Source organism: Caproicibacter sp. BJN0012 (genome assembly GCF_035986805.1).
Taxonomy (GTDB): Bacteria; Bacillota; Clostridia; order Oscillospirales; family Acutalibacteraceae; genus Caproicibacter.
Map to the genome: position 1 here is coordinate 272536 of NZ_CP142518.1, position 13006 is coordinate 285541.

11 protein-coding genes and 1 pseudogene are annotated in these 13006 nt (G+C 58.1%); 11 read left to right on the forward strand and 1 reads right to left on the reverse strand.

Annotation, left to right across the window (positions count from 1 at the left end):
* Positions 1-19 precede the first annotated feature (19 nt).
* The 11 genes and pseudogenes from VA597_RS01370 to VA597_RS01420 all read left to right on the forward strand — a co-directional run bounded on the left by VA597_RS01370 (position 20) and on the right by VA597_RS01420 (position 11563).
* Positions 20-637 carry an ABC-2 transporter permease gene (locus VA597_RS01370; RefSeq protein WP_164918909.1) on the forward strand — a complete coding sequence of 206 codons (618 nt, stop codon included), beginning with the start codon at positions 20-22 and terminating at the stop codon, positions 635-637.
* A 180-nt stretch (positions 638-817) separates the two neighbouring features.
* On the forward strand, positions 818-1690 hold the full coding sequence (locus tag VA597_RS01375; RefSeq protein ID WP_128741262.1) for a DegV family protein: 873 nt from the start codon (positions 818-820) through the stop codon (positions 1688-1690).
* Positions 1691-1918: 228 nt separating this feature from the next.
* Positions 1919-2384: pseudogene (gene tnpA / locus VA597_RS01380) on the forward strand (IS200/IS605 family transposase).
* 305 nt (positions 2385-2689) lie between these two features.
* A complete protein-coding gene (locus VA597_RS01385) occupies positions 2690-3904 on the forward strand; it encodes an argininosuccinate synthase (RefSeq protein WP_128741263.1) in 1215 nt (404 codons plus the stop codon).
* Between the two features lie 187 nt (positions 3905-4091).
* On the forward strand, positions 4092-5477 hold the full coding sequence (gene argH, locus VA597_RS01390; RefSeq protein ID WP_128741264.1) for an argininosuccinate lyase: 1386 nt from the start codon (positions 4092-4094) through the stop codon (positions 5475-5477).
* Positions 5470-6504 carry an N-acetyl-gamma-glutamyl-phosphate reductase gene (gene argC, locus VA597_RS01395; RefSeq protein ID WP_128741265.1) on the forward strand — a complete coding sequence of 345 codons (1035 nt, stop codon included), beginning with the start codon at positions 5470-5472 and terminating at the stop codon, positions 6502-6504. The genes argH and argC overlap by 8 nt, the downstream gene beginning before the upstream one ends.
* 176 nt (positions 6505-6680) lie before the next feature.
* Positions 6681-7904, forward strand: a complete 1224-nt coding sequence (gene argJ / locus VA597_RS01400; protein ID WP_128741266.1) for a bifunctional glutamate N-acetyltransferase/amino-acid acetyltransferase ArgJ — start codon at positions 6681-6683, stop codon at positions 7902-7904.
* A 184-nt stretch (positions 7905-8088) separates the two neighbouring features.
* Positions 8089-8946, forward strand: a complete 858-nt coding sequence (gene argB / locus VA597_RS01405; protein ID WP_128741267.1) for an acetylglutamate kinase — start codon at positions 8089-8091, stop codon at positions 8944-8946.
* Between the two features lie 16 nt (positions 8947-8962).
* Positions 8963-10144 (forward strand): aspartate aminotransferase family protein, encoded by a 1182-nt coding sequence (locus tag VA597_RS01410; RefSeq protein WP_128741268.1) that lies wholly within the window; start codon positions 8963-8965, stop codon positions 10142-10144.
* 20 nt (positions 10145-10164) lie between these two features.
* Positions 10165-11070, forward strand: coding sequence for an ornithine carbamoyltransferase (argF, locus tag VA597_RS01415; protein WP_128741269.1), 906 nt, complete (start codon positions 10165-10167; stop codon positions 11068-11070).
* A 58-nt stretch (positions 11071-11128) separates the two neighbouring features.
* A complete protein-coding gene (locus tag VA597_RS01420) occupies positions 11129-11563 on the forward strand; it encodes a GNAT family N-acetyltransferase (RefSeq protein ID WP_326974948.1) in 435 nt (144 codons plus the stop codon).
* Positions 11564-11695: 132 nt separating this feature from the next.
* On the opposite strand, the gene VA597_RS01425 is transcribed toward VA597_RS01420, so the two are convergent.
* Positions 11696-12970: a PepSY1/2 domain-containing protein gene (locus tag VA597_RS01425; protein WP_128741271.1), complete on the reverse strand. Its 1275-nt coding sequence runs from the start codon at positions 12968-12970 to the stop codon at positions 11696-11698.
* Positions 12971-13006: the final 36 nt, after the last annotated feature.

Here is a 13006-nt window from a genome sequence, read left to right on the forward strand (position 1 = left end):
CTGCAAAGGAGGAAACGACGTGACCGGACTCATTCTGAAAGACCTGCTGTACCTGAAACGGACCGGCAGAGTGCTGATCGCCGTGACCGCGTTCTATCTGATCGTGTTCCTGGCCACAAGTTCGGGAAATGCGGCCTCCGCCATCCTGTCCGGCTTCATCGTGATGTTGCCGGTCATCCTCTCCGTCAACGTGTTCGCCTGCGACGAGTTTGCCAGATGGCGGCGGTACGAAGGGAGCCTCCCCGTCTCCGGGAGCCGGGTCGTCCTCGCGCGCTACCTGTTTGCGCTGATCTTTTCCACCAGCCTCACGCTGCTGTCGTTTGCGCTGGAGCTGTTCGTCGGCCTCACGCAGAAAGCCGCCCTGGCTTTTCTGGTTTCGTGGGGCGCTGCTCTGCTGTTCTACGCCGTCCTGTTTCCGATCTTTTATCGGTTTGGAACGCAGAAGGCCCGGCTGGTTCTGATCGGCGTCGTTCTGCTGCCGACCTTCGGCGTCGCCCTGCTCAGGCAGATGAACCTGCCCTTGCCGGGCGGGGCCGATCCGGAGCGTTGGCTGCCCCTGCTCCCGCTGCTCGCCGCCGCCCTGTTCCTGCTCTCCTTCCGGTTTTCCTGCCGCGTCTTTGCCCGAAGGGAAGACTGAACGGAAGCATCCCGGCTGCCGCCCGATTGCTATTTTATTAGACGTCACATCGTCTTGAACATAATATTTTCTGATTTTAAAGACTATTATTTCCAACGAAATAAGACAACAATTGCATAATCCGTCAAGCGGTGATAGAATAATAAAGATATCATATTTTAGATAACAGAGGAGAAAACAATGGCGGATTATGTGATTGTTACGGACTCTTCCTGCGATTTGCCGGACAAGCTCGCCAAGGAGCTTGAAGTGGTCGTCCTGCCCCTTTCCTTTCATATGGACGGAAAGGACTACCGCAATTACCTGGATGAGCGTGAAATGCCGATTTGTGAATTTTATTCACGCATCCGCGCCGGCGGGATGTGCACCACTTCCGCCGTGAATGTCGATGCCTATAAAAGCGCGATGGAGCCCCTGCTTCAGCAGGGGAAGGACATTCTGGATATCGCGTTTTCCTCCGGCCTTTCCGCGACGTATGGGTCCGCGAAGATCGCCTGCGAGGAGCTCGCCGAAAAATATCCGGACCGAAAGGTTTTCGCCGTGGACACCCTCGCCGCTTCGCTTGGCCAAGGTCTGCTGATCTCCCTCGCCGTGGAGCAGAAGCGCGCGGGCAAAAGCGTCGGGGAACTTCGGGACTGGGTGGAGCAGAACAAGCTGCATATCTGCCACTGGTTTACCGTGGATGACCTGAATCATCTCAAACGGGGCGGGCGCATCTCCGGCGCGACGGCGCTGTTGGGAACCGTGCTGAGCATCAAGCCGGTCATGCACGTTGACGACGAGGGCCACCTGATCCCGATGGGGAAAGTCCGCGGCCGCCGCGCCTCGCTGGACGCGCTTGCCGACCACATGGAGGAAACCGCGGTCGATCCTGCCTCCCAGACGGTTTTTATCAGCCACGGCGACTGCCGCGAGGACGCGGATTACCTCGCGGGGGAAATCAAGCGGCGCATGGGAGTCAAAAATTTTGTAATAGGAAACTGCGGCCCCGTCATCGGGGCGCATTCCGGCCCCGGAACCATGGCGCTCTTTTTCTTCGGCACCAGGCGCTGACCTCTCCCCCCTCTGCGGCGGTCTTTGGCCGTGCCTTTCCAAAGCCGTTTTTTCCCCGGAAGCGCAGCGCGCGCTTCCGGGGAATTTTTGTAATACGAAAACTCCCGGCTGTGCCGGGAGTTCCCAAAAAGCTTTAGCGGTGATAATAGTAAAAAACCTCCTTTTGATATAATAAAAGCTGCGGTCTGCCAACTGCAACAAAACATATCAAAAGGAGGCACATTCGACATGAAGACGAATGACATAGATAGTTTAAACCATACGAGCTGGAATTGCAAATACCACATAGTGTTTGCACCCAAGTATCGTAGAAAAGTAGCGTACGGAAATATGCGGGCTGAGATAGGAAAAATACTGCGGGAGTTATGTAACTGGAAACAGGTGGAAATCATGGAAGCAGAGGTGTGTCCGGATCATATACACATGTTGGTAAAAATACCACCGAAGATGAGCGTTTCCGGATTCGTAGGATTTATCAAAGGAAAGAGCACTTTGCTGATATTTGAGCGGCACGCGAATTTGAAGTACAAATATGGGAACCGGACATTTTGGTGTAGAGGCTATTTTGTAGATACGGCAGGGAAAAATGACAAAGCAATAGCTGAGTACATTAAAAAATCAATTGGAAGAAGATCAGGTTGAAGACCAGATGACGCTTAAGGAGTATGCAGACCCGTTTACGGGTAGCAAGTAACAAACTTTTGCAATTGGCAGACCGTACCAGCGCCTTGAGGCGCAGCCAGTAATACAGGGCTTTGCCCGCATATGAAGAACCCCCGGCTTTGCCGGGGGGTAACTATTTGCCGTCTGAGAAGATTCCTCGGCGTAAAGCCGGAGACCGGGTGAAACTGTAAAATTCATCCCACATTTACCCTGTATTTTTATACAAATCGCAGAAGTGAATAAATATGCAAAAATCACTTGATTTCTTGTATAATCGGCGTATAATAAAACACAGGAACGAACAGACGATGACGAGAGAAAAGGTGGCTGTGCACAATGAAACATAAAATCAAAAAAGTGGTGCTCGCGTATTCTGGCGGGCTGGATACCTCGATTATTATCCCGTGGCTGAAGGAGAATTTCGACGGATGCGAAGTAATCGCCGTCGCGGCCGATGTGGGGCAGGGCGCGGAGCTTTCCGGCCTAGAGGAAAAGGCGAAAAAGACGGGAGCCTCCAAGCTGTATATCGCGGACTTAAAAAAGCAGCTGGTGGAGGATTACATCTGGCCGACGCTGAAAGCGGACGCGAAATATGAGGAAGAATATCTTCTGGGCACGTCGTTCGCCAGGCCGCTGATTGCCAAGCGCCTGGTGGAAATCGCCAAGGCCGAAGGCGCGGACGCCATCGCGCACGGCTGCACCGGCAAAGGCAACGACCAGGTCCGGTTTGAGCTTGCCATCAAGGTGTTTGCGCCGGACATGAAGATCATCGCGCCGTGGAGAATCTGGAACATCAAATCCCGCGACGAAGAGATCGACTACGCGGAAGCGCACGATATCCCGCTGAATATCACGAGAGCGACCAACTATTCCAAGGACAAAAACCTGTGGCACCTGTCCCATGAGGGCCTTGACCTGGAGGACCCGGCAAATGAGCCGCAGTACGACCGGATTCTGGAGCTCGGCGTTTCGCCGGAACAAGCTCCCGATCATCCGGCCTATGTGACGGTCACGTTTGAAAAGGGAGTTCCGGTCAAGGTGAACGGCGAAAAGCTGTGCGGCGTCGATCTGATCGCAAAGCTGAACAAGGTCGGCGGGGAAAACGGAATCGGCATCATCGACCTTCTGGAAAACCGCCTGGTCGGCATGAAGTCGCGGGGCGTGTATGAGACTCCCGGCGGCACCATCCTGTACCATGCGCACCGCAAGCTGGAGGAGCTGTGTCTCGATAAGGACACGTTCCATTTCAAGCAGATTGTCGGTCAGAAATTTTCCGAGCTGGTCTATGACGGAAAATGGTTCACCCCTCTGCGCGAGGCGCTCTCCGCCTTCGTGGATTCCACGCAGGAACAGGTGACGGGAGAAGTCAAGCTGAAGCTGTACAAGGGCAACATCATCGACGCGGGAGCAACTTCCCCGTATTCGCTGTATGACGAGGAGATCGCCACATTCAGCGAGGACCACGTCTACAATCAGGCGGACGCGGAGGGCTTCATCAATTTGTTCGGCCTGCCGATCGCGGTTCAGGCGATGAAAAAGCAGCAGCGGTGACGCTGCACCCAATGGCCCGCTGTCTGGCTCAGAAAAATAAAATTAGCTGAGTTTGGCGGTACGGGGACGCTCCCGGAGCATCGCTCCGCCGAGCGGGCATATAAAAAATTTTCCGGCGCTTCCGGGGAGGGGCTGTTCCCCCTCCGGCTGCGCCGGACATGATTCTTACACCGGGGAGGCAAATCCATTGAAGCTTTGGGCGGGCCGGTTCCACAAGGAACTCGACGGCAAGGTCAACGATTTCAACTCCTCGATTTCTTTCGACAGCCGCATGGCCGAGGAGGATATCGAGGGGAGCATCGCGCACGCGGCGATGCTCGGCGAATGCGGCGTGATTGAACGGAGCGAAGCGGAAAAAATTCAGGCGGGCCTGAAGGGAATCCTCGCCGACCTGAAAAGCGGGGCGCTTTCGGTCGATCCGGCGGCGGAGGACATCCACACGTTTGTGGAAGGGGAGCTGACCGCCCGCCTCGGCGACACGGGCAGGCGGCTGCACACCGCGCGCAGCCGGAACGACCAGGTTGCGGTGGATCTGCGGCTCCACCTGAAAAAGCAGTGCGCCGGGCTGAAAAAGCAGATTGACGGCCTTGTTGCGGTCCTCTGCAAAAAGGCGCTGGAGCACAGCGGAGACGTGATGCCCGGTTACACCCACATGCAGCGCGCGCAGCCCGTCACGTTCGGGCATCATCTGCTCGCCTACGCGGAGATGTTCCTGCGCGACGCCGGCCGCCTTCAGGACGCGGCAAAGCGCATGGACTTCTGCCCGCTCGGCTCCTGTGCGCTGGCGGGAACCACTTACCCGATCGACCGGGAGCGCACCGCCTCTCTGCTCGGCTTTTCCGGTCCGACGCAGAACAGCCTGGACGGCGTTTCCGACCGGGATTTCTGCCTGGAGCTCGCCTCCTGCATCGCGATCGCGATGGTACACCTCTCCCGCTTTTCGGAGGAGATCGTTCTCTGGTGTTCGTGGGAATTCAAATTCATCGAACTGGACGACGCGTTTTCGACGGGGTCCAGCATCATGCCGCAGAAGAAGAACCCGGATATCGCGGAGCTGGTGCGCGGCAAGAGCGGACGCGCCATCGGCGATATGACCACGCTGTTCGCCATGATGAAGGGCCTGCCGCTTGCCTACAACAAAGATTTGCAGGAAGACAAGGAAGCGATTTTCGACGCGGTCGACACGCTTCGGATGTGCCTGACGGCGTTCACTCCGATGATCGAAACCATGAAGGTCCTTCCGCAGAATATGCGCGCCGCCGCCGCGAAGGGCTTCATCAATGCGACGGACTGCGCGGATTATCTGGTCGGCAGAGGGATGCCGTTCCGCACCGCGTACAAGATCACGGGGGAGCTGGTTGCCCTGTGCATCGAAAAGGGCCTGACGCTGGAAACGCTTCCGCTGGAGGAATACCAAAAGCAAAGCGGTTTATTTGAAGATTCGATTTACGGCGCGATTTCTTTGGAGCGCTGCGTGAACGGCCGAAAGGTCCTCGGCGGTCCCGCTCCTCAGAACGTGGAAGCGCAGGCGAACCGGATTTTGAAACTGCTGGAGGCGAACGGGGATGATTAAGGCGGGAATCGTCGGTGCAACCGGCTACGCGGGCGCGGAGCTGGCGCGGCTCCTCACGCAGCACCCGCAGGCAGAGCTTGCGGCGGCAAGCTCGGTCAGCTTTACGGGGAAGTGCCTCAGTGAAATCTATCCTGCGTATACCCGGCTCTGCGACATTGTCTGCGGCAATCAGGAAGAAGTCATTGAAAAAAGTGACGTTGTTTTCGCGGCCCTGCCGCACGGGCTTTCACAGGAGCTTGCGGCGGACTGTTTTGAAAAAGAAAAGGCGTTCATCGACCTCGGCGCGGACTTCCGGTTAAAAGACGAAGAGGGTTACAAAAAGTGGTATAAAGGGACATTCACACACCCGGAGCTGCACGAACAGGCGGTTTACGGATTGCCGGAGCTGTTCCGCGAGCAGATCAAAGGGAAAAAAATCATCGCGAATCCGGGCTGCTTCACCACAGCGGTCCCGCTCGCGCTGGCTCCGGCTCTCCTGGCCGGTTTCATCGAGCCGGACGGCATCGTCGCGGACTGTAAGAGCGGCGTGACCGGCGCGGGGCGCGGCCTCACGCAGAACACACATTTCGCGGAGCTGAACGAGGGTTTTTCGGCCTACAAGGTTGCAAATCACCGGCACAATCCGGAGATGGAACAAACCCTGCGCCTGATCTCCGGCAAAGACGTGGCGATCACGTTCGTGCCTCACCTTCTTCCCGTGAACCGCGGTATCCTCGCGACGTGCTACGCGCGCATCAGACCCGGCGTGACGGCGGAACAAATCCGCGCGGCATATGAGGCGCGGTATGCGCACGAATATTTTATCCGTCTGCTGCCCGATGGAAAGGTCGCGGATATCAAAAACGTCCGGTTGTCGAACTTCTGCGATATTTCTCTCCATTTTGACCCGCACGATTCCATGCTGATCGCAATTTCGGCGATCGACAATATGGTCAAGGGCGCGGCGGGGCAAGCGGTGCAGAACATGAACCTGCTCTTCGGTTTGGATGAGACAACGGGCCTCACGGCCCTTCCCCCCGCTTTTTAGGCGGGAAGACTCCTGAACGCAGAACGTGTGTCCCGGTTATTTCGCCAGACGCCGAATTAACATACTTAATGGTAGATACAATCATAGATTTATACAGATATTAATATATTCAGTCGGTTTCTGGGACGTCGGTGAGCCTTTCCGTGCGGTCAGGGATCGTACGGGAGGCAGTAAAAATGGCAGTACAGTTTGTGGAGGGCGGCGTCGCCGCCGCGCAGGGATTTACCGCAGGCGGAGTCCACTGCGGCATCCGGAAAAACACATTGAAACCGGACCTTGCGATGATTTTTTCTTCAGTTCCGTGTTCGGCCGCGGCGGTTTACACGCAGAACCTGGTCAAGGGCGCGCCGATCCTAGTGACAAAAGAACATCTGAAAGACGGGAAAGCCCGCGCGGTGATCGTCAACAGCGGCAACGCAAACACCTGCAACGCGGACGGCGTGGAAAAGGCGGAGCGGATGTGCAGAGCGGCGGCAAAGGCACTGTCCGTAGAGGACGGCGACGTGATCGTGGCCTCCACCGGAGTCATCGGCGTGCCGCTGCCGGTTGAGCCGATTGAAAGCGCCGTGCCGGAACTGGCGGCGTCTCTGTCGAAGGACGGCTCTCTCGATGCGGCGAAGGCGATCATGACGACCGACACCGTGGTCAAAAATCTGGCGGTTTCCTGCACTCTGGGCGGCAAAACCGTGAAGATCGGCGGCATTGCGAAGGGTTCCGGCATGATCCACCCGAACATGGGCACGATGCTCTGCTTCCTCACGACCGACGCGGCGGTTTCCGCTCCCGTGCTGGATGCGGCGCTGCGCGCGGCGGTGGACAAAAGCTTCAACATGGTCAGCATCGACGGGGACACCTCGACGAACGACACCTGCGCGGTCATGGCCTCCGGTCTTGCGGGGAATCAGGAACTGACGCAGGCCACCGGAAAAGACTATGAGACTTTTGCGGATGCCCTTTTGCAGCTCTGCACCACACTCGCGCGGATGCTGGCAAAGGACGGGGAAGGCGCTTCCCGGCTGCTGGTCTGCACCGTGACCGGCGCGAAAGACGAAGAGAACGCAAAAATCGCGGCGAAGGGCGTCATCCATTCCACCCTGTTCAAGGCGGCGATGTTCGGTTCGGATGCGAACTGGGGCCGCGTACTCTGCGCGCTCGGCTACTGCGGCGCACAGACGGATATCTCGAGGGTCGGGGTTTCGTTCTCCTCGAAGGCGGGCAGCATCGCAGTCTGCAAAAACGGCGCGGGAATCGAATTCAGCGAGGAGTCTGCGAAGAAAGTTCTCTCCGAGGACGAAGTAACTATTTTGGTGGAACTGGGAGACGGAGACGCGCAAGCCACGGCGTTCGGCTGCGACCTGACTTATGACTATGTGAAGATCAACGGGGACTACCGCACCTAAGCAGGCGCGTCTCCGCTGCCAACAGCCCGCCGCCCGGCGCGGGGGAGACCGTTCGCTTTGTTTGGCGGGACGGAGGTTAGAACCCCCCGAAAGCGAAAGTCAGGAACGCCGTAGGCGTGTCCCGGCTGGATGGTCGTCATTCATCGGATAATACCCCAAGTCTTAAAACGGAGGACAAAGCGACATGCAGATTTCAAATACGGACCGGGCGCAGGTGCTGGTGCAGGCCCTGCCCTACATCCAGACTCACGCCGGGCGTACCGTCGTTGTTAAATACGGCGGCAGCGCGATGGTGGACGAAACGCTGAAGGAAGCCGTCATGAGCGATATCGTGCTGATGCAGCTCGTGGGCATCCGCGTGGTCGTGGTCCACGGCGGCGGAAAGGAAATCAGCGCGATGCTGAAAAAGATCGGCAAGGAAAGCCGGTTTGTAAACGGCATGCGCTACACCGACCGCGAAACCGTCGATATTGTCCAGATGGTGCTGGCCGGCAAGGTGAACAAGGATCTGGTCCAGCTTCTGGAGCGGCACGGAGGGCGGTCCATCGGCCTGTGCGGGCTGGACGACGGAATGCTGACCGCAAAGAAGCTGGAGGAGGGGGAAGACCTCGGCTACGTCGGGGACATCACGAAGGTGGACCCCGCGGTGATCCGCAACGCGACGGAAAACGGCTATATTCCGGTGATTTCGACCGTCGCGGGCGGCGAAAACGGCGAGGTTTACAACATCAACGCGGATATCGCGGCGGCCCGCGTTGCGGCGGAGCTGAAAGCGGAAAAGCTGATCCTGATGACCGATGTGCGCGGGCTTCTCCGCGATCCGCATGACGACGGCACGCTGATTCCCGTCGTCAACGTCAGCGACGTGCCGAAACTGAAAAACGAGGGAATCATCGGCGGAGGAATGATCCCGAAAATCGACTGCTGCGTGGACGCCGTGCGCAGGGGAGTCGCGCGGGCCCATATCATCGACGGCCGGATTCCCCACTCGATTTTGATCGAGCTGTTCTCCGACGAGGGGATCGGGACCATGCTGTGCTGAAACGGAGGAAATTAATATGACCTTTGAAGAAATCGAACAGCAGGAACAGCGGAACATGATGCCTGTTTTTTCCCGTTTTCCGGTGGCGCTCGTCTCCGGAAAAGGCGCGACGGCAGTCGGTGTGGACGGGAAGGAATACGTCGATTTTACCGCCGGCATCGGCGTCAATTCGCTCGGTTACTGCGACCCGGAGTGGTCCGCGGCCGTCGCGGGGCAGGCTTCGGCCATCCAGCACCTGTCCAATCTTTATTACAGCCCCGTTCAGACGGCGGCGGCGGAAAAGCTGTGCGAACTCAGCGGCATGTCGAAAGTGTTTTTTGCGAATTCCGGCGCGGAGGCCAATGAATGCGCCGTCAAACTCGCACGCAAATACGGCCGGGATTTTCTCGGATCGAGCTGCACGGAGATCGTCACGCTGAAAAATTCATTTCATGGCCGCACCGTCACGACGCTTGCCGCGACCGGGCAGGATGAGTTCCACGCGTGTTTCACTCCGCTGACCTCCGGCTTTTCCTATGCGGAACCCAACATGGAAAGCGTCAAGTCCGCCGTGACGGAAAAGACCTGCGCCGTCCTGCTCGAGCTGATTCAGGGCGAAGGCGGCGTGGTGCCGATGCCGGAGCCGTTCGTCAAGGAGCTGCGCGCGTTCTGCACGGAGAAAAAGATCCTGCTGATGGTCGACGAGGTCCAGACCGGCGTCGGCCGAACCGGGGCTTTCTACTGCTACCAGAATTACGGCATTCTGCCGGATGTCGTCACCAGCGCGAAAGGCATCGCCTCCGGGCTGCCGCTCGGCGCGTGCCTGTGCGCCGAGCCGTTCGCAAACGTCCTCGGCCCCGGAACCCACGGCTCGACCTTCGGGGGAAACCCGGTCGCCTGTGCCGGCGCGCTGGTGGTGCTCCGCCGCCTCGCCTCGCCCGAATTCCTGAGCGGCGTAAAGGCGAAGGGAAAATATCTTTCCGAAAAGCTCGCGGAAATGCCCGGCATTGCTTGTGTGCGCGGGATGGGCATGATGATCGGCGCGAAGCCGTCGCACGGCGCCCCCGGCGAAATCGCCGGAAGATGCGCGGAACGCGGGCTTTTGATCCTGACCGCGAAGGACGTTCTGCGCCTGCTGCCGCCGCTGGTCATCACCAAGGAAGAGGCGGACCGGGGGCTGGCGATTCTGAGGGAAGTGCTGGACACATTCAAATCATAAATACGACAGGAGGGACCGTTATGAACCATTTACTGAAAATGATGGATTTGACCGCCGGGGACATCACGGAGATCCTGAACCTTGCGGATCAGCTCAAGTATGAACAGAAGCACGGCATCGCGCATCCGCGCCTTGCGGGCAAGACGCTCGGCATGATCTTTGAGAAGGCGAGCACGCGCACGCGCGTCTCGTTCGAGGTCGGCATGTATCAGCTCGGCGGGCTGCCGATTTTTCTTTCGTCCGACGACCTGCAGATCGGCCGCGGGGAGCCGGTGCAGGACACGGCCCGCGTACTGTCGCGGTATTTAAGCGGCATCATGATCCGCACCTACAAGCAGTCGGAGGTCGAGGCGCTGGCCGCCAACGGCACGATCCCGGTCATCAACGGCCTGACGGATTATTCCCACCCGTGCCAGGTGCTTGCGGACCTGATGACCATCCGCGAATACAAAGGCGCGCTCGAGGGGCTGAAGCTCTGTTTCATCGGCGACGGAAACAACATGATGAATTCGCTGATCGTCGGCGGACTCAAAATGAAGATGGAAGTCGCGGTCGCCTGCCCTTCCGGTTATAAACCCGCGCAGGATGTCCTGGACTTTGCCGTGACTCACCCGGCGTTCAGCATGACGAACGACCCGGCCGAGGCCGCGAGGGGCGCGGACGTCGTCATTACGGACGTCTGGGCCTCGATGGGGGAAGAAGCCGAGGCAGGAAAGCGCCGGAAGGATTTCGCCGGATACCAGATCAATGCGGAGGTTTTGAATGCCGCCAAGCCGGACGCGGTCGTTCAGCACTGCCTGCCCGCCCACCGCGGGGAGGAGATCACGGAAGAGGTTTTTGAAAGCCACGCGAAAGAGATTTTCGACGAGGCGGAAAACCGTCTGCACGCGCAGAAGGCCGTGCTGGTCAAGCTGCTGGGGAAATAGCTTCGGAGGATAAGGCCGGACCGGCTTCGGCCCGATTCCTGTCTGTGAGGTGACTGCGATGGAAATCAGACAAATGCGGATTCAGGACTATGAGGAGGTCCGCCGCCTTTGGGCCGGCACGCCGGGGATCGGCCTGCGCGGGCTGGACGATTCAAAAGACGGAATTTCCGGATTTCTTGCGCGAAATCCCAAAACCTGCTTTGTCGCTTTGAACCGGGGTGAAGTGATCGGAGTGATTCTCTGCGGAAACGACGGCAGAAGAGGGTATATTTACCATCTTGCGGTTTGTCCCTCCTGCCGCGGAAAAGGAGTCGGCCGGTCCCTGGTGGGTGCCGTGGTCGGCGCGCTGAAAGAGGAGAGGATCAATAAGGCGGCGCTTGTCGTGTTCCGCTCGAATGACCTTGGGAACCATTTCTGGAGCTCCATCGGTTTTGAAGAGCGGGAGGACCTGATCTATCGGGATGCGGTCCTTGACGAATCGAGGGATATCTGACGGGGATGTCCCCTGCGGCGGCTTTCCACGCTGCCCGGACAAAAGAACAGAACCCGCCCGGTCCGTGCCGGAAGCCGCAAAAGAGCGGAACGCAGAAAATGCGCTCCGCCCTTTTTTCAGGTTTTCCGCGTGTCACCGCGCCAGCACGCCGTTGTCGGACGACTCCAGAATCAGGATGTCTTCCTCGTAGCCGGTCTTGGCGTTGACATACACCAGGACGCGGTCGCCGTTTTTGCCGGTGCACTGGAATTCCCAGCACAGCACTTCATTCAGGCCGGGAGTCGGGATCAGCGCCAGCCGGCTCAGGTTGACCGTCAAATTCGGGCTGACCTTTTTCTGCGCGTCGGCTGAGGAAAGCGATGCTTTCAGAGTGCGGGAAGTGTGGTTCATGAGATAGCCCGTCGCCTGAAAGCGGACGATATCTCCGTTGTCCAGTGCGACCCCCACCTTGACCAGGTCCGGATAGCACAGAACGCCGTCCTGCAGATAGGCGTAGTTGATCATGCAGATTCCGTCGTTGATCACGTAATAGCTTTCCTTCATGTTCTGGATGCCCCTGCCGTCCAGAAACGCGCGCGCCTTTTCGGAGGCCGCCTTGTAGTCGAGCGTCTTCGTTCCGACCGCGCGGGTGTTCGCCATCTCGGAGACATAGCCGCCCGCCTTGGTGACGGAAATCCGGATGCCGCCGTCGTTGGCCGTAAAATTATAGGTCGGCATGTTTCCCGCCGTATCCTGCGAGTGGGACAGTCCGGACTGCTGCAGGCCGGTAAAATCCGCCGCGATATTCTGCGCGTTGCCCTGCGGGATCGTCTGTTTCCCCTGCGTCAGTTTCGGTTTCATCTGGCTGACATGGTCGGAAAACGGGCCGTCGTAAATCAGCGACGGGAAATTCGTAAAGTCCTGCTCCGTATTTTTCAGGGAATCGTTGAAGTTTTCAGAGCTGAAATCCGGGTCCACGTCCTGAAGGTCTTTCTGCAGCTTTTTTGCATAGGCCTCCAGATTTTCCATCGATTTGAATTCATCGGAGCTGATCGGCTTTCCCTCCGAGATCTTTTTCGACAGGCTCATCGAAAAATCGCCGACCTGAGTGATGAACCTGCTCACATTGTCGATGGAGTTTTCCGTCAGCGGCAGAACGGAGATCGCCGCTTTCGCCATGCCGGATTCCCGCATCAGCTTCGCGGCCAGGCCGTTCTGTTCTGTCGCGGTGTTGGCGTATACCGCCTTGTTCAGAGTGATCTGGATATTGTCCACGCAGTCGCGCAGGTCGCTCAGTGAGCGCGTGTAGCCGTACTGTAAATCCCTTCTGTAACGCTCCGCCTGGGAATAGCCGTATACCGTCGCTCCGCCGAGAGCGCAGATGATGGTCATGACAATCGCAAGCGTCGCGATCCGCTTTTTTTTCATAGTTTCACCCCTGCGCTTATTTTCAGACCGAAAGGC

Bases quoted from the DNA above. Each gene is read 5' to 3' on its own strand.
- argB (WP_128741267.1), top strand. From the start codon at position 8,089: ATGCAGATTTCAAATACGGACCGGGCGCAGGTGCTGGTGCAGGCCCTG.
- argJ (WP_128741266.1), top strand. From the start codon at position 6,681: ATGGCAGTACAGTTTGTGGAGGGCGGCGTCGCCGCCGCGCAGGGATTT.
- VA597_RS01410 (WP_128741268.1), top strand. From the start codon at position 8,963: ATGACCTTTGAAGAAATCGAACAGCAGGAACAGCGGAACATGATGCCT.
- VA597_RS01375 (WP_128741262.1), top strand. From the start codon at position 818: ATGGCGGATTATGTGATTGTTACGGACTCTTCCTGCGATTTGCCGGAC.
- VA597_RS01425 (WP_128741271.1), bottom strand. From the start codon at position 12,970: ATGAAAAAAAAGCGGATCGCGACGCTTGCGATTGTCATGACCATCATC.
- argC (WP_128741265.1), top strand. From the start codon at position 5,470: ATGATTAAGGCGGGAATCGTCGGTGCAACCGGCTACGCGGGCGCGGAG.
- VA597_RS01420 (WP_326974948.1), top strand. From the start codon at position 11,129: ATGGAAATCAGACAAATGCGGATTCAGGACTATGAGGAGGTCCGCCGC.
- argF (WP_128741269.1), top strand. From the start codon at position 10,165: ATGAACCATTTACTGAAAATGATGGATTTGACCGCCGGGGACATCACG.
- VA597_RS01385 (WP_128741263.1), top strand. From the start codon at position 2,690: ATGAAACATAAAATCAAAAAAGTGGTGCTCGCGTATTCTGGCGGGCTG.